14 protein-coding genes, 1 tRNA gene and 1 pseudogene are annotated in these 15,631 nt (G+C 63.8%); 12 read left to right on the top strand and 4 right to left on the bottom strand.

Annotated elements, in window-relative coordinates; all coding sequences use genetic code 11:
- Positions 1–28 precede the first annotated feature (28 nt).
- The 4 genes from deoC (at position 29) to AC1DXM_RS04810 (ending at position 5,625) form a co-directional block, all read left to right on the top strand.
- Positions 29–1,078 (top strand): deoxyribose-phosphate aldolase, encoded by a 1,050-nt coding sequence (gene deoC / locus AC1DXM_RS04825; RefSeq protein ID WP_477232034.1) that lies wholly within the window; start codon positions 29–31, stop codon positions 1,076–1,078.
- 165 nt (positions 1,079–1,243) lie between these two features.
- Positions 1,244–3,616, top strand: a complete 2,373-nt coding sequence (locus AC1DXM_RS04820; protein ID WP_477232033.1) for an aldehyde dehydrogenase family protein — start codon at positions 1,244–1,246, stop codon at positions 3,614–3,616.
- Positions 3,617–3,934: 318 nt separating this feature from the next.
- Entirely contained in the window at positions 3,935–4,666 is a 732-nt protein-coding gene (locus AC1DXM_RS04815) for an SDR family oxidoreductase (protein ID WP_477232032.1), read from the top strand.
- Positions 4,667–4,779: 113 nt separating this feature from the next.
- Positions 4,780–5,625, top strand: a complete 846-nt coding sequence (locus AC1DXM_RS04810; protein WP_477232031.1) for a fumarylacetoacetate hydrolase family protein — start codon at positions 4,780–4,782, stop codon at positions 5,623–5,625.
- Between the two features lie 170 nt (positions 5,626–5,795).
- Here the strand turns inward: AC1DXM_RS04810 and AC1DXM_RS04805 are convergent, their stop codons facing one another.
- Positions 5,796–6,815, bottom strand: a complete 1,020-nt coding sequence (locus AC1DXM_RS04805) for an LLM class flavin-dependent oxidoreductase (RefSeq protein WP_477232030.1) — start codon at positions 6,813–6,815, stop codon at positions 5,796–5,798.
- A 331-nt stretch (positions 6,816–7,146) separates the two neighbouring features.
- On the opposite strand from AC1DXM_RS04805, the gene msuE reads away from it, so the two are divergent.
- Genes msuE through AC1DXM_RS04780 form a run of 5 tightly spaced genes read left to right on the top strand, consistent with a single transcriptional unit; the run spans position 7,147 to position 11,831 of the window.
- Positions 7,147–7,704, top strand: a complete 558-nt coding sequence (msuE, locus tag AC1DXM_RS04800; RefSeq protein ID WP_477232029.1) for an FMN reductase — start codon at positions 7,147–7,149, stop codon at positions 7,702–7,704.
- 49 nt (positions 7,705–7,753) lie between these two features.
- Positions 7,754–9,130 (top strand): LLM class flavin-dependent oxidoreductase, encoded by a 1,377-nt coding sequence (locus AC1DXM_RS04795; protein ID WP_477232028.1) that lies wholly within the window; start codon positions 7,754–7,756, stop codon positions 9,128–9,130.
- A 25-nt stretch (positions 9,131–9,155) separates the two neighbouring features.
- Positions 9,156–10,004: an ABC transporter permease gene (locus AC1DXM_RS04790; protein ID WP_477232027.1), complete on the top strand. Its 849-nt coding sequence runs from the start codon at positions 9,156–9,158 to the stop codon at positions 10,002–10,004.
- Between the two features lie 39 nt (positions 10,005–10,043).
- Positions 10,044–11,042: an ABC transporter substrate-binding protein gene (locus AC1DXM_RS04785; protein ID WP_477232026.1), complete on the top strand. Its 999-nt coding sequence runs from the start codon at positions 10,044–10,046 to the stop codon at positions 11,040–11,042.
- Between the two features lie 24 nt (positions 11,043–11,066).
- Positions 11,067–11,831, top strand: coding sequence for an ABC transporter ATP-binding protein (locus AC1DXM_RS04780; RefSeq protein ID WP_477232025.1), 765 nt, complete (start codon positions 11,067–11,069; stop codon positions 11,829–11,831).
- 48 nt (positions 11,832–11,879) lie between these two features.
- On the opposite strand, the gene AC1DXM_RS04775 is transcribed toward AC1DXM_RS04780, so the two are convergent.
- The 3 genes from AC1DXM_RS04775 to AC1DXM_RS04765 all read right to left on the bottom strand — a co-directional run bounded on the left by AC1DXM_RS04775 (position 11,880) and on the right by AC1DXM_RS04765 (position 13,008).
- Positions 11,880–12,206: a hypothetical protein gene (locus AC1DXM_RS04775; RefSeq protein WP_436257667.1), complete on the bottom strand. Its 327-nt coding sequence runs from the start codon at positions 12,204–12,206 to the stop codon at positions 11,880–11,882.
- Positions 12,207–12,368: 162 nt separating this feature from the next.
- Positions 12,369–12,444 (bottom strand) — tRNA-Ala (locus tag AC1DXM_RS04770).
- Positions 12,445–12,615: 171 nt separating this feature from the next.
- A complete protein-coding gene (locus AC1DXM_RS04765; RefSeq protein ID WP_181056631.1) occupies positions 12,616–13,008 on the bottom strand; it encodes a TIGR02300 family protein in 393 nt (130 codons plus the stop codon).
- 206 nt (positions 13,009–13,214) lie between these two features.
- Between AC1DXM_RS04765 and aroA the strand changes: the two genes are divergently transcribed.
- The 3 genes and pseudogenes from aroA to cmk all read left to right on the top strand — a co-directional run bounded on the left by aroA (position 13,215) and on the right by cmk (position 15,529).
- Positions 13,215–14,573, top strand: a complete 1,359-nt coding sequence (gene aroA, locus AC1DXM_RS04760; protein ID WP_477232024.1) for a 3-phosphoshikimate 1-carboxyvinyltransferase — start codon at positions 13,215–13,217, stop codon at positions 14,571–14,573.
- Positions 14,570–14,848: pseudogene (locus tag AC1DXM_RS04755) on the top strand (DUF6881 domain-containing protein); the annotation flags it as partial. The gene aroA and the pseudogene AC1DXM_RS04755, both read left to right, overlap by 4 nt.
- 30 nt (positions 14,849–14,878) lie before the next feature.
- The gene (gene cmk / locus AC1DXM_RS04750) at positions 14,879–15,529 is read left to right on the top strand and encodes a (d)CMP kinase (protein ID WP_477232459.1); all 651 of its coding nucleotides are present in this window, start codon (positions 14,879–14,881) and stop codon (positions 15,527–15,529) included.
- Positions 15,530–15,631: the final 102 nt, after the last annotated feature.

Here is a 15,631-nt window from a genome sequence, read left to right as displayed (position 1 = left end):
GTAAAATCGTCGAGCGAAAGGGCAGGAGATGAGCAGCACAATCCGCGAAGCCGATCTCGGCGCGTCCAAGGTTACGCCGCTGCCCGCGCGGGCGGCAGCCAACACCCCTGTCCCACAGTCGCATGGCATTGCCCGCAATACCGGCATGCGGCTCGATCTCGGCTTCATGGAATCGGTGCGCAGCGTCAACCGCTCGGCGCTGGAGCGCCGCGTCGCCAGCCTGACCAAAAGGCGCTCGATCAAAGCCGACAATCAGGCCGCCTGGCTGCTGCGCGCCGTCTCCTGCATGGATTTGACGACGCTGAATTCCAACGACACCGAAGAACGCGTGCGCCGGCTGTGCGCCAAGGCGATCAACCCGTTCCGTCGCGACATCGTCGAAGGCCTCGGCATTGAAGGCGAAAAGATCCGCCCGGCTGCGGTTTGCGTTTATTATCCGTTTGTTGCTACCGCCGTCGACGCGTTGCGCGGCACCGGCATCCATGTTGCTGCCGTCTCCACAGCTTTTCCGCACGGCCTTGCGCCGCTGTCGACCCGCCTGCAGGAGATCGAAGCATCGGTCCGAGACGGCGCCGACGAAATCGACGTCGTCATTCCGCGCGGCCTCGTCTTCGGCGCCAAATGGCAGGAGCTCTACAACGAGATCGTCTCGATGCGCGAAGCCTGCGGCGATGCGCATCTGAAGGTCATTCTGGGCACCGGTGACCTCGCCACGCTGCGCAATGTCATGCTGGCCTCGATGGTGGCGATGATGGCCGGCGCCGATTTCATCAAGACCTCCACCGGCAAGGAAAGCGTCAACGCCACGCTGCCGGTCGGCCTCGCCATGGTGCGCGCCATCAGGGCCTATTTCGAGGAGACCGGCTTTCTCATCGGCTTCAAGCCCGCCGGCGGCATTTCCACCGCCAAGGCTTCGCTCGACTGGCTGGTGCTGATGAAGGAAGAGCTCGGCCGGCCATGGCTGGAGCCGGACCTGTTCCGCTTCGGCGCTTCGAGCCTTTTGACCGATATCGAACGTCAGCTCGAGCACCACCTGACCGGGCACTATTCGGCCAATCATCGCCACGCGATGGCGTGAGCTCCCACCCTCCCCCTTGTGGGGAGGGTCGCCGCGCAGCGGCGGGGTGGGGGTCAAACAACAAACCAGCCTGACCGATGAACCAAGCTTTTCACCAATTACCCCCACCCCGATCGGCTTTGCCGATCGACCCTCCCCACAAGGGGAGGGTGAAGGAGGCACCACATGAACATCCTCGAACGTTATCACGCCATGGAATACGGCCCTGCGCCGGAAGCCCGCACCGAGGCCGATGCCTGGCTCGCGGCGCGCGATTTCGGCAAGGCGCTGTTCATCGACGGCGCCTGGAAGGCAGCCGCCAGCGGCAAGACTTTTGACACCAGCGAACCGTCCTCCGGCAAGCTGCTGGCCAAGGTCTCCGATGCCGGCGCCGCCGATATCGACGCAGCCGTTGCCGCCGCCAGCAAGGCGCTGCCGAAATGGTCGGCTTCCTCGGGCTACGCCAGAGCCAAAGTGCTCTACGCCGTCGGCCGCGCGATGCAGCGTCATCAGCGCCTGTTCGCGGTGCTTGAGACAATCGACAACGGCAAGCCGATCCGCGAAAGCCGCGACATCGACGTGCCGCTCGCCATCCGCCATTTCATCCATCACGCCGGCTGGGCGCAGGCGCTGGACAAGGATTTCCCTGGCCATAAGGGCGTCGGCGTCGTCGGCCAGATCATCCCGTGGAATTTCCCGCTCTTGATGCTGGCCTGGAAGATCGCGCCGGCCCTTGCCGCCGGCTGCACGGTGGTGCTGAAGCCGGCCGAGTTCACGCCGCTCACCGCCATCCTGTTCGCCGAGATCTGCGAGCGCGCCGGCGTGCCCAAGGGCGTCGTCAACATCGTCCAGGGCGGGCCTGAAGCGGGCGTCGCTATCGTCAACCATCCCGGCATCCAGAAGATCGCCTTCACCGGCTCGTCCGAGGTCGGCAAGATCATCCGCAAGGCCACGGCGGGATCAGGGAAAAAAATATCGCTGGAGCTTGGCGGCAAGTCGGCCTTCATCGTCTTCGAGGACGCCGATCTCGACAGTGCTGTCGAAGGCCTGGTCGACGGCATCTGGTTCAACCAGGGCCAGGTCTGCTGCGCCGGGTCGCGGCTTCTGGTGCAGGAAGGCATTGCCGAGGCCTTGATCGCGAAGGTCAAGGTCAGGATGAGCCGGCTGCGCGTCGGCAGCCCGCTCGACAAGAACACCGATATCGGCCCGCTGGTCGACGCCACTCAACTCGACCGTGTCAAGGGCCTGGTCGCCGAAGGCGCAAAACAGGGCGCCGTCTGCTGGCAGCCGGATGCGGCACTGCCATCTTCCGGCTACTATCATCTGCCAACGCTGGCCACCGGCGTTTCGCCGGCTAACATATTGGCGCAGGAGGAAGTGTTCGGCCCGGTGCTGGCCACCATGACCTTCCGCAACACCGAGGAAGCGATCGAGCTTGCCAACAACACGCGCTATGGGCTGGCGGCCTCGGTGTGGAGCGAAAACATCAACCTCGCTCTGCATGTTGCCCCGCAGCTGAAGGCCGGCGTCGTCTGGGTCAACGGCACCAACATGTTCGACGCCGCCTGCGGCTTCGGCGGTTACCGCGAAAGCGGCTTTGGTCGCGAAGGCGGGCGCGAGGGCATGTTCGAATATCTGTCGGCAAAGCTACCGCTCGGCCCGGTGATCAGGCCGGCGACGTCTTCCGCGCAGCCGGTCGAGCAAGCGGACGGCGGCGCCATCGACCGCACGGCAAAACTGTTCATCGGCGGCAAGCAGGTCCGCCCAGACGGCAATTACTCGCTGGCGATAGCCACTGCCAAGGGCAAGCTGGCCGGCGAAGTCGGCCTCGGCAACCGCAAGGATATCCGCGACGCCGTTTCTGCCGCTCGCGCCTGCAAAGCCTGGCCGGAGGCGACCTCCTACAACCGGTCCCAGGTGCTTTATTACCTCGCCGAAAACCTGTCCGGCCGCACCAGTGAGTTTGCCGCACGCTTGACCGAACTCACCGGCGTCAATGCCAAGGCCGCCCGGGAAGAAGTCGAACAGTCCATAGAGCGGCTGTTCCTCTATGCCGGTCTGGCCGACAAGTTCGAGGGCAGGGTGCATCAGCCGCCGGCCCGCGCCGTCACGCTGGCGCTGCACGAGCCGGTCGGTGTCGTCGGCATTGTCGCTCCGGACAGCGCGCCGCTGCTCGGGTTTATCTCGTTGATCGCCCCGACCCTTGCCATGGGCAACACCGTGGTCGCCGTGCCATCCGAGCGCTATCCTCTGCTCGCCACCGATCTCTACCAGGTGATCGAATATTCCGACGTTCCGGCCGGCGCCATCAACATTGTCACCGGCCGCACGGCGGAACTTGCAGGCGTTCTGGCCAAGCACGACGATGTCGACGGGCTCTGGCTGTTTGCCGATGCCGACACCTGCGCCAAGGCGGAGGCCGACTCCATCGGCAATCTCAAGCGCGTCTGGACCGGCAATGGCCGCAGCCTCGACTGGGCGTCCGATGAGGCCGCCGGCGATGCCCTGCTGCGCCGCGCCGTCGAGGTCAAGAACGTCTGGGTGCCTTACGGCGACTGATCGCCTCTGGGGCGTTTTGTGCTTGAGCGAACCAAGGCAGCGTGACTTGTTGCCCCGGTTGTCATCCATGTTGTTGCATCAGAAGAGCCAGCGATGTGCATTACATCTGCCGTCGCGAAGGTGATCGCGTTCGGGCTTGACGCCCTGGCGTGTGTTCTTTAACCAGAAAAAACATATTTTATTCATGGACTGATGGATTGTGCAGGCCGCATAGTCGCGCCTGTCTGGCACAGGACGCCTTGGCCAAGCGTCAGTAAATCGGGCGTCAGTAAATCGGGCTGAGCCCAGGAAAGCGGCACAAGCGCCGAGGAGAAAAGCATGGCGGATCTGGCAGGCAAGGTCGTTGTCGTCACGGCGGCGGCGCAAGGCATCGGCAAGGCGAGCGCGCTGGCCTTCGCCAAGGCAGGTGCCATTGTCCATGCCACCGACATCAACGAAGCGCTGCTGGCCGAACTCGCCAAGACCTCTGGCATCAAGACCCGCAAGCTCGACGTTCTCAACGACGATGCGGTGGCATCGGGCTTTGCTGAAATCGGCCGCGTCGACGTGCTGTTCAACTGCGCCGGCTTTGTCCATTCCGGCTCGATCCTCGAGATGAAGGATGCCGATCTCGATTTCGCCTTCAACCTCAATGTCCGCGCCATGATCCGCACCATCCGGGCCGTGCTGCCCGGCATGCTGGAGCGAGGCGACGGCTCCATCATCAACATGTCATCCGTCGCCGGCGCCGGCAAAGGCGTGCCCAACCGCTTCGCCTATGGCGTCACAAAAGCGGCTGTCATCGGCCTCACCAAGGCGATCGCCGCCGACTATGTCGCCAAGGGCATTCGCTGCAACGCCATCTGCCCCGGCACGGTCGAAAGCCCGTCGCTGCAGGATCGCATGCATGCGCAGGGGGATTATGAGGCCGCCCGCGCGGCCTTCATCGCCCGTCAGCCGATGGGCCGTCTCGGCACGCCCGAGGAAATCGCCGACCTTGCCGTCTATCTCGCCGGCGCCACCTACACGTCGGGGCAAGCCTACAATATCGACGGTGGCTGGTCGATCTGAGCACTATTCCCGATCCGAAGGTCCGGGATCCGATAGCCAGAGTCCGCCCAGCCCCTTGTCCCTTTGGCTGAGTGAGTTTGAAAACGGCCTTGGGCCGCAATTTGGAGAGCAAGATGAAACTGCTGCGCTATGGCGAGGTTGGGAGCGAGCGCCCCGGCCTGCTCGATGCGGATGGAACGATCCGCGATCTTTCAGGTCATGTCTCCGACATTGCCGGCAAGGCGCTCGATCCGGCGTCGCTCGAAACATTGTCGAAGCTCGATCCGAAGTCGCTGCCGGCGGTGTCCGGAAAGCCCCGGCTCGGCGCCTGCGTTGCCGGCACCGGCAAGTTCATCTGCATCGGCCTGAACTATTCCGACCACGCCGCCGAAACCGGCGCCACCGTGCCGCCGGAGCCGATCATCTTCATGAAGGCAAGCTCGGCCATCGTCGGCCCGGATGACGATGTGCTGATCCCGCGCGGCTCGGAAAAGACCGACTGGGAGGTCGAGCTCGCCGTGATCATCGGTAAAACGGCGAAATATGTCAGCGAGGCCGACGCACTGGATTATGTCGCCGGCTATGCCGTCGCGCATGACGTGTCCGAGCGCGCCTTCCAGGCCGAGCGCCAGGGCCAGTGGACCAAGGGCAAGAGCTGCGACACGTTCGGCCCGACAGGCCCGTGGCTGGTCACCAAGGATGAAGTGGCCGACCCGCAGAACCTGAAAATGTGGCTGACCGTCAACGGCAAGACCATGCAGAACGGCTCGACCAAGACCATGGTCTACGGCGTCGCCTATCTCGTCTCCTACCTCAGCCAGTTCATGTCGCTGCATCCCGGCGACATCATCTCCACCGGCACACCCCCCGGCGTCGGGCTGGGCATGAAGCCGCCAGTGTTTTTGAAGGCCGGCGATGTGGTGGAACTCGGCATCGAGGGGCTCGGCCAGCAGAAACAGACCTTCAAGGCGGATGTCTAGCCGCCTCTTCTCCTGGAGCAGTTCACCGTTTCACCGAAACGGCGACCTGCTCTAACTCTTTGTTTTGGCGCAATTCCCAAGGGAAAGCGCTATGCGCTTTTCCAGGGAAAACCGCACACACTTTTCCTGGAATTGCTCTAAGTCTGCGTGCCCGAGGGCTGGCGCCCGCGTCAGCGCCAACCAAGAGCCGGCGCGACGTGCTTCAGGATCGCCTCGATGACATGGGCATTGTACTCCACGCCGAGCTGATTGGGGACGGTCAGAAGCAGCGTGTCGGCCTCGGCGATCGCTTCGTCCTCTTTCAGCTGCTTGATCAGCACATCAGGCTCGGCGGCGTAGGTACGTCCGAAAACGGCGCGCTTCTCCGGTTCGATGTAACCAAAGTGGTCCTCACTGTCATTGCCGCCGAAATAGGCGCGGTCACGGTCATCGACCAGCGCGAAGATGCTGCGGCTGACCGACACGCGCGGCTCGCGCGCATGCCCGGCCTCCTTCCACGCCGCGCGGAAGGCGCGGATCTGTTCGGCCTGCTGGATGTGCAGTGGCTGCCCGCTTTCGTCGAACTTCAGCGTCGAGCTTTGCAGGTTCATGCCGAGCTTGGCCGCCCATTCGGCGGTGGCGTTGGTGGCGGCGCCCCACCAGATCCTGTCGCGCAGGCCGGCCGAGAATGGTTCGAGGCGCAGCATTCCGGGCGGATTGGGAAACATCGGTCGCGGATTGGGCTGCGCAAAGCCTTCGCCACGCAACACGTTCAGGAAAACCTCGGCATGACTACGCGCCATGTCGGCGTCGTTCTGGCCTTCCTGCGGCACGTAGCCGAAGTAGCGCCAGCCGTCGATCACCTGCTCCGGCGAGCCGCGGCTGATGCCGAGCTGCAGCCGGCCACCGGCGATCAGGTCGGCAGCACCCGCATCCTCGGCCATATACAGCGGATTCTCGTAGCGCATGTCGATGACGGCGGTGCCGATCTCGATGCGGCTGGTGCGGGCGCCGACCGCAGCCAGAAGCGGATAGGGCGAAGCAAGCTGGCGGGCAAAGTGATGGACGCGGAAATAGGCCCCGTCGGCGCCAAGCTCCTCGGCGGCCACCGCCAGGTCGATCGACTGCAAAAGCGCATCTGACGCCGAGCGCGTCTGCGATTGCGACGAGGGCGACCAATGGCCGAAGGAAAGAAAGCCGATCTTTTTCATGCGCGCATCCTGTTCATTGCAGGTCCCTACTTCGTCGCCCGTGCGATTGGGTTCAATCGTACCTGACGCAACGCAGTGTCAATGGCGCCGACCCTTGACGGTTTCGGGACGATACCCATCAGCGTGTAAAGCACCAGGATTGTCTATTTGTCGGAGCCAGCGGATATCGAACCGGATCTGCCGCGTCGCTTTTGGGCCAAATGAACCAAGGAAAGGCGATGTTCCGCAAACTCCATTCGCTTGACGGGCTGGTTTTGAAATCTTCTCGCTCATTTAATTCTACAAAATCGGTAGCCTTAATGCACATACCATGGTGCAAGGAGCCGCAAAAATGTCGAGAAAGCTGGTGGTGGGGTTGTCTGGCAACCTGACCCGTCCGTCCAAGACCAAGGCTTTCGTCAGCCACATCGCCGGTGAAGTGGCGAGCCGTGCAGGTGCTGCTTTGAGCGTTTTCGACATCGAGGATCTCGGCCCGTCCTTTCCGCTCGCCAAGAAACTTGACGATCTCGATCCGGAGGCCCGCGCCATTGTCGACCAGTTGCTGGGCGCCGACGTGCTGGTGGTCGGCTCACCGACCTTCAAAGGCAGCTATACCGGGCTGTTCAAGCATTTCTTCGACCTGCTCGACCCGTCATCGCTGCGCGGCAAGCCGGTCATCCTCGCGGCGACCGGCGGCGGCGAGCGGCATTCGCTTGTCGTCGAGCACCAGTTGCGGCCGCTGTTCGGCTTCTTCGAAGCGCAGACCTTGCCGACCGCGATCTACGCCTCGGACAAGGATTTCGCCAATGGCGTGCTGGTGTCCGAAGCCGTCCAGGCGCGGGCCCGGCAGGCGGTGGCCGAGGCATGCCGGGTGGCTGGCGTGCCGTACAGCGTCGTCCGTGCCGCCTGAAGATCAGCAACGCAACATCTCTTCCCGTATAGACTGAAGGACGCCTGCAATGACCCGAGCCAGCAAGTCCGATAGCAAGCCGCGGCAGATCAAGCTCGGCGCTTTCCTGCCCGGCGGAGGGCAGCATATCGCCGCCTGGCGCCATCCCGATGCGCCGGCCGACGGCGCCACCAATTTCGAGTTCCACAAGCAGCTGGCGCTGACCGCCGAGCGCGGCCTGTTCGACGCCTATTTCCTGGCCGACAATCTGACCGTCGGCCTCGGCGCCCGCGAAGGCGGCAATGCCAAGATCGCCGGCTTCGAGCCGGTGACGCTGTTTGCGGCGCTGGCGCCGCTGACCACGCATCTCGGCTTCATCGCCACGGCCTCCACCACCTATGAGGAGCCCTATACGCTGGCGCGCAAATTCGCGTCGCTCGACCTGCTGTCGAACGGTCGCGCCGGCTGGAACGTGGTGACCTCGGCCGGCGACGAAACGGCGCGCAATTTCAACCGCGATGTCCAGCCCAACCATGCCGAGCGCTATGCGCGGGCGCATGAGCATGTCGAGACGGTCAAGGCGCTGTGGGACAGCTGGGAGGACGACGCCTTCATCCGCGACAAGCAGTCGGGCCGCTTCTACGACAAGGACAGACTGCACGACATCGACCACAAGGGCGAGCATTTCAGCGTCAAGGGTCCGCTCAACGTGCCGCGCCCGGTGCAGGGACATCCGGTTGTCGTACAAGCCGGGCAGTCCGAAGACGGACGCGGGCTTGCCGCGCACTCGGCCGAGGTCATCTTCACCGCCCATCAGAAGCTGGAGACCGCGCAGGAATTCTACCGCGACATCAAGGCACGCGTGGCGGAAGTCGGCCGCGATCCCGACCAGGTGCTGATCATGCCGGGCGTCGCCCCCTTCGTCGGCCGCACCGAGGAAGAAGCCCGCGCCAAATACCAGCAACTCAACGACCTCATCCTGCCCGAGGACGGTGTTGCGCTGCTCAACGGGCTTGCCGGCCAGACGCTCGACATCAGGGGTTATCCGCTCGACGGCCCGCTGCCGCCAAGCAAGGAAACCGAAGGCATGAAGAGCCGCCAGGCGTTGATCCGCCAGATTGCCGACGAGCACAACTTCACCATCCGCCAACTCTATCAGTGGGTGGCGACGGCGCGCGGCCACTACACCATCGTCGGCAGCGTCACGCAGGTCGCCGACCAGCTGGAGGAGTGGTTCACCAAAGAGGCCGCCGACGGCTTCAACATTCTGCCGCCCTGGCTGCCCGGCGCGCTCGACGATTTCGTCGACCTGGTCATTCCCGAGCTGCAACGGCGCGGCCTGTTCCGCACCGCCTATGAAGGACGCACATTGCGAGAGAATCTCGGTCTCAGGCGGCCGGAAAATCCATGGACCGTCGCCCGCTCGACCGTCCTTGCCGCCGAATGATCCTCGTAGCTGAAGGGATGACGCCATGACATTGCAGCACATCGATCGGCCGATCACGATCCGCGCCAGTCGCAGCGAAAGTGGGCCTAGCGACGACCTTCTGCGCCTCAGCGGCAGGGCGGCTGTCCGCGTCCTGTCGCGCTACGGTGTGCTTGTCGGTTTCCTGGCGCTCTGGCAGGTAGCGAGCAGCGTCGGATGGGTCAACGCGGCGGTGCTGCCGCCGATCGACATGATCATAGCTGCGCTCTGGAAAGGGCTTGCCGGCGGCAGCCTGCTCGGCGACATCGCCATCAGCCTGCAGCGTGCCGGCATTGCCTTTGCAGCGGCCGTCGCGGTCGCCATCCCGCTCGGCCTGTTCATGGGTCAGGTGCGTCCGGTCGAAACAGCGCTCGATCCGATCCTGCAAGTATTCCGGCAGACGTCGGCGCTGGCGCTCTACCCGGTGTTCATCCTGCTCTTGGGACTCGGCGAAACCTCGAAGATCTTCGTCATCTTCTGGGCAACGCTGTTTCCGCTGCTGCTCAACACCACCAGCGGCGTCAAGGAAGTCGATCCCAAGCTGCTCGAAATGGCGCGTGTCTACGGCGCGAGCCGGCTCACCGTGTTTCGCCGCGTCGTGCTGCCGGGCGCCGTGCCGTCGATCTTCGTCGGCTTGCGGCTGAGCGCCACCACCGCGCTGCTGCTCCTGATCGCCTCCGAGATGATCGGCGCCAACAAGGGCATCGGCTTCCAGGTGATGAACGCGCAATACAATTTCCAGATCCCGCTGATGTTTGCGGCAATCGTCATCCTCGCTGGCCTCGGCTTGATCGCCAACCAGGCGTTGGTCGCGCTGCAGCGGCGGCTCTGCCGCTGGAGCAACCCAGTCAACTAGCAGTCCGTCCCTCACCCTCCACTCAGGAAAGACCGCATCATGAAAATCACCCGCCGTTCCCTGCTTGCCGGCGCACCGCTAGCCGCCGGCCTCATCGCCGCCGGCCTGCCGCGCCTGGCCTTTGCCGAAACCGCACCCGTAAAATTTCGCTACCTCGCCAGCCGCGGCAGCATCTCGCCACATGAGCTCGCCGCCGAGCTCGGCTACTACAAGGGGCTCGGCGTCGAGCTGGAGAATGTCGGCTATGCCTCCGGCGGACCGGAATCGCTGTTTGCGCTTTCCTCCGGCAGCGTCGACATCGGCTCTGCCGCCACCGCGGCGGTGATCAACTCGATCTCGGGCGGCAACGACTTCGTCGCGGCGTATCCGAGCAACGGCATCAACAAGGACGTCAAAAGCGTCTTCTATGTGCTGGAAGACAGCCCGATCAAATCGATCGCCGACATCGCCGGCAAGACCATCTCGGTCAACACGCTCGGCGCCCATCTCGACTATACTGTGCGCGAAGCCCTGCACAGCGTCGGCCTGCCGCCGACTGCCGCCAACCTCATTGTCGTGCCCGGCCCGCAGCTGGAGCAGACCTTGCGTTCGCGCCAGGTCGATATAGCCGGGCTTGGTTACTGGCAGGCAACGTTTGCCGGCGCGCTGGTCGCCAATGGCGGTGTGCGTGGCGTGTTCGACGATACCCAGGTGCTCGGCGAACTCGCCGGCGGCTTCGTCGTGCTCAGGCGCGACTTCATTGCGGCCAATCCGGATGCGGCGCGCAACTTCGTCGAACAGTCGGCGCGCGCTTCTGACTGGTCGGGCCAGAACCCGGACGAAGCCCGCAAGGTGCTGGCCAATATCCTCAACAAGCGCGGCGAAAACGGCGATCTGGCCAAATACTGGACCGGCTTCGGCTTGCGGGAAGGCGCGCAGGCGAATGATCGCGACATCGATTTCTGGGTCGCCGTGCTGGAGCGCGACGGCCGTCTGGCCAAGGGCAAGCTGAAGGCCGCCGACATCCTGTACCGGCCCGGCGAAACCAAGACGAACTGAGCTCTGGAATAGCTGAGAGATGAGATGACCGGTTCCACCCGCGGCGGAGAGGTCTCGATCCGCGACCTCTCCAAATCCTTCAGCCTCGGCGGGCGCCAGCTTGCCGTGCTGCGGACGCTCAACCTCGACATTCGTTCGGGCGAATGCCTGGTCATCGTCGGCGCCAGCGGCTCCGGCAAGACCACCCTGCTGCGCATTCTGGCCGGACTGGAGACTGCCGACGGCGGTGCCGTCGCGATCGACGGCCAGCCGGTGCATGGCGTCGGCGCCGAGCGGGCCGTGATTTTCCAGGAGCCGCGCCTGCTGCCTTGGCTGAGCGTACTCGGCAATGTCGCCTTTGGCCTTGAAGTGCGCGGCGTGCCCAAGCTGCAAGCCGAGGAACGAGCCCGCTTCTACGTCGCGCTGGTCGGGCTTGCCGAATTCGCCGATGCTTTTCCGAACCAGCTCTCCGGCGGCATGGCGCAACGCGTCGGCATCGCCCGGGCACTTACCGTCCAGCCCGAGATTCTTCTGCTCGACGAGCCGCTGGGGGCGCTGGACGCCATGACCAAGATCGGCATGCAGGAGGAACTGGCGCGCATCTGGAGCGAGGAGAACGTCACCATGGTGATGGTCACCCACGATCTGGAAGAAGCGATCTATCTAGCCGACCGGGTGCTGATCCTGCCCAAGGAGAAAGGCGGGGCGGCGCGATTGATCGACATCGACCTGCCACGCCCGCGCGAACGCAGCGAAAGCCGCTTCGTACGCTATCGCGAAGAATTGCTGCGCGAGTTCGGCCTGCATTGATCGAGGCAGGCGCCAGCCGGGGCTGACACCGGAGATTCGCTCTCGCGACTACTGCTTGGTGAACGTGCCCGTATAGGTGCGGTCGGCAAGCCCATAGGTGACGGTCAGCGTGCCGTCCGCCTGCATGACCGCGCTGACGTCCCCGCCATTGGGAAGCCGCCGCAGTTTCAACGTGTTGCCGAAAATCTTGCCTTCGCCGTCGGCCACGCCCGGTTTGTTGTCGGCGATATCGCCCCAGGCGTAGGTGGCGGTGACATTGCCGCCGCGCGAAATCGTTAGCACGGCGAGCTTGCCGTCATACATCCCATCGAGACGTCCGCCCCATATGCCGGAAAATGCGACATATTTGGCCGGGATGCCCTCGCCAGGGGGCATGACTCTCACAGACGGATCGAGGACGGCTGCGCCGTCCGGAGAAATCGCGGCAGGCGCGATGGGCTGGGGTGCGGGCGCTGGCGGCGGTGATGATGGTTCAGGGGCCGACTGGCAGGCGACAAGCATGAATGCCGCGAAACCCAGCGTCGGAAAGAGACTGTTTGGTGGAGCCAATCGGAATCGAACCGACGACCTCTTGAATGCCATTCAAGCGCTCTCCCAACTGAGCTATGGCCCCACTCCGGCAGTCAGCCGGCGCCGTTGCCGGCGTAGAGGTCCGGAGCGGTTTCAACACCGCGCCGTTTAGTGCAGGCGGCTTCTAACCCCGCCTTCCCTGAATATCAAGCCTGCAAGAACCGCTTTTTCGTCACAGCTCAAGAAAGCCGCGGGCGCTGGTGCCCGCAGCCGATCAGACCTCGTCGTCGTCGTCGCCGACGCCGATCATGTCAGCGACATCGTCATCTTCTTCTTCTTCGTCGGCAAGGAACGTATCGTCCTCGTCGTCGCCGAGGTCGACATCGTCCTCGTCGTCGCCCAGATCGGGAAGGTCGTCGCCGGCCTTGACGTCTTCGTCGGCCTCTTCAAGCGAGACGACTTCAACGCCTTCTTCTTCCTCGGCGTCTACTTCCTTCTCGGCCACTTCCTCTTCCTCTTCGATGGCGGCAATCTTGCCTTCCTCGAAGTAGGAACGCGGATAGGTCTTGCCCGTATAGGGCGAGACGATCGGGTCCTTGTTCAGGTCGTAGAATTTTCGACCCGTCTCAGGGTCGACACGCTTTGTGCCAAGTTCGTTTTTTGCCACGGCAAGCCTCGTCAATAAAAGAGTGGTCCCCATAACCACAGTTTACCGCGCTGTCAAAGCGAAAAGCCGGCGTCACAAAACCAAGTACTGAAAGGCCCCGCGCCAAGTGACGACCATGGGGATGACCATTTGTGCCCGCCGTGATACGAGACCGCCGCAACAAATGAAAAGCGCCGGTGCGCCGGCATTCCGTCCAGGGAAATTCCATGTCTCACGCCGCCGCTGCCAAGCCGGCCACCGCCCGCAAATCCCTAGCCCTTTCCGGCACCGCTCGCGTGCCGGGCGACAAGTCGATTTCACACCGTTCCATGATGTTCGGCGGCCTCGCCTCCGGCGAAACCCGCGTTACCGGCCTGCTCGAAGGCGAGGACGTGATGCGCACGGCCGCAGCCATGAAGGCGATGGGGGCGCATATCGAGAAGCGTGGCGCCGAATGGGTGATCCGCGGCACCGGCAATGGCGCGCTGCTGCAGCCCGAAGGCCCGCTCGATTTCGGCAATGCCGGCACCGGCTCTCGCCTGACCATGGGTCTTGTCGGCACTTATGACATGGAAACGACCTTCATCGGCGACGCCTCGCTGTCGGGACGGCCGATGGGCCGCGTGCTCGAACCCTTGCGCCAGATGGGCGTGCAGGTGCTGAAGGCGACGCCCGGCGACCGCATGCCGATCACGTTGCATGGGCCGAAGCACGCTGCACCCATCACCTACCGCGTGCCGATGGCCTCGGCGCAGGTGAAGTCGGCCGTGCTGCTGGCCGGTCTCAACACGCCGGGCATTACCACCGTCATCGAGCCGGTGATGACGCGCGACCACACCGAAAAGATGCTGAAGGGTTTTGGCGCCAATCTCTCGGTCGAGACCGACGAGCGCGGCGTGCGCCATATCTTCATCGAAGGCCAGGGCAAGCTGACGGGACAGATCATAGCGGTGCCCGGCGACCCCTCGTCGGCCGGCTTCCCGCTGGTGGCTGCGCTCATCGTGCCGGGTTCCGACATTGTCATCGAAAACGTGCTGATGAACCCGACCCGCACCGGCCTGCTTCTGACGCTGCAGGAAATGGGCGGCCAGATCGACATTTTGAACCCGCGCAATGCCGGCGGCGAAGACGTCGCCGATCTGCGCGTGCGCCATTCCGACCTCAAGGGCGTTGCCGTGCCGCCCGAGCGGGCGCCGTCGATGATCGACGAGTACCCGGTGCTGGCGGTTGCCGCGAGCTTCGCCGAGGGCGAAACGCTGATGCAGGGCCTGGAGGAGCTGCGGGTGAAGGAATCCGACCGCCTGGCGGCGGTTGCCAACGGCCTGAAGATCAATGGCGTCGACTGCACCGAGGGTGAGGCTTCGCTTGCGGTGCGCGGCAAGCCCGGCGGCAAGGGGCTCGGCGGCCATCCCAATGGCCAGGACGCGACGGTGCAGACCCATCTCGACCACCGCATCGCCATGAGCTTTCTCGTCATGGGATTGGCGACGGAAAAGCCGGTGACCATTGATGATGCCGCGATGATCGCGACGAGCTTTCCGGAGTTCATGGATCTGATGACGGGGCTGGGTGCGGAGATCGGGTGAGATACGTTTACGTCCACTGGAAACATGACATACCAAAGGAGCCGTCCCACCTCTGGTATGAAGTCGCCGACGATAATTTTCAGAACCGAACAATAGAATTCTATGCCGATGGCTCGGTGTGCTTCGCCATTCGCAGCCCCGCCCTTGACGGGTCGGAGGATATAGAAGTCGGAGGGACTGTAAATTCGACGGAAAGCTTTCCTGATCTCGCAGAGATCAATTCGGACAGCCAGTTCGAAGCCTCGGAAGTCACGGCGGTTGACTTCGAGCGCCAATGGCGTGAGGCACTTGCATCGAGGTTTCGAATGACACACTTCTTCACCATCGCCATAGACGGCCCCGCCGGCGCCGGTAAAGGCACGCTCGCACGCAGGCTCGCCGACCACTACCGCCTCAACCTGCTCGACACCGGCCTCACCTATCGCGCGGTTGCCCATGCGCTGATCCAACACGCACTGCCGCTCGATAATGTCTCGGCGGCCGAAACCGCTGCCCGTCAGGTCGATCTGGCAAAACTCGACCGCGCGGTGCTGTCGGCGCATGCGGTTGGCGAGGCGGCGTCGAAGGTTGCGGTTTACCCGACCGTGCGGCGCATCCTGGTCGAAAAGCAGCGCGACTTCGCCAAGACGCCGCCGGGTGCGGTGCTCGACGGGCGTGACATCGGCACCGTGGTGTGCCCAGACGCCGACATCAAACTCTATGTGACGGCGAGCGCGGAGGTGCGCGCGCAGCGCCGGCTGGCGGAGATCGAAAGCATCGGCGGCACCGCCAATTTCACCGAAATCCTCGCCGATATCGTGCGCCGCGACGAGCGCGACATGGGCCGCGCCGACTCGCCGCTGAAGGCGGCGACGGACGCGCACTTGCTTGATACCTCCGAAATGGCTATAGAGGCCGCGTTTCTGGCGGCCAAAGCGATCATAGACGACGCCTTGGCCAAGAGAGATAAAGCCTGATTGAAGGTTTTCCCGCTGCCACCGATTGCCGGAAGCGAAGAAAATACCCATATCGGGCACGAACCAGCCTGCCAGCATTCTTCATGCGCCGGAATTGCCGCT

Source organism: Mesorhizobium sp. P3_A2 (assembly GCF_056403115.1).
The sequence above is the reverse complement of the archived record's forward strand: the minus strand, read 5'-3'. Positions and strand labels throughout refer to the sequence as shown.

Bases quoted from the DNA above. Each gene is read 5' to 3' on its own strand.
- AC1DXM_RS04785 (WP_477232026.1), top strand. From the start codon at position 10,044: ATGAAAATCACCCGCCGTTCCCTGCTTGCCGGCGCACCGCTAGCCGCC.
- AC1DXM_RS04820 (WP_477232033.1), top strand. From the start codon at position 1,244: ATGAACATCCTCGAACGTTATCACGCCATGGAATACGGCCCTGCGCCG.
- AC1DXM_RS04775 (WP_436257667.1), bottom strand. From the start codon at position 12,206: ATGCCCCCTGGCGAGGGCATCCCGGCCAAATATGTCGCATTTTCCGGC.
- AC1DXM_RS04810 (WP_477232031.1), top strand. From the start codon at position 4,780: ATGAAACTGCTGCGCTATGGCGAGGTTGGGAGCGAGCGCCCCGGCCTG.
- AC1DXM_RS04815 (WP_477232032.1), top strand. From the start codon at position 3,935: ATGGCGGATCTGGCAGGCAAGGTCGTTGTCGTCACGGCGGCGGCGCAA.
- AC1DXM_RS04805 (WP_477232030.1), bottom strand. From the start codon at position 6,815: ATGAAAAAGATCGGCTTTCTTTCCTTCGGCCATTGGTCGCCCTCGTCG.
- aroA (WP_477232024.1), top strand. From the start codon at position 13,215: ATGTCTCACGCCGCCGCTGCCAAGCCGGCCACCGCCCGCAAATCCCTA.
- deoC (WP_477232034.1), top strand. From the start codon at position 29: ATGAGCAGCACAATCCGCGAAGCCGATCTCGGCGCGTCCAAGGTTACG.
- AC1DXM_RS04780 (WP_477232025.1), top strand. From the start codon at position 11,067: ATGACCGGTTCCACCCGCGGCGGAGAGGTCTCGATCCGCGACCTCTCC.
- AC1DXM_RS04795 (WP_477232028.1), top strand. From the start codon at position 7,754: ATGACCCGAGCCAGCAAGTCCGATAGCAAGCCGCGGCAGATCAAGCTC.
- msuE (WP_477232029.1), top strand. From the start codon at position 7,147: ATGTCGAGAAAGCTGGTGGTGGGGTTGTCTGGCAACCTGACCCGTCCG.
- cmk (WP_477232459.1), top strand. From the start codon at position 14,879: ATGACACACTTCTTCACCATCGCCATAGACGGCCCCGCCGGCGCCGGT.
- AC1DXM_RS04790 (WP_477232027.1), top strand. From the start codon at position 9,156: ATGACATTGCAGCACATCGATCGGCCGATCACGATCCGCGCCAGTCGC.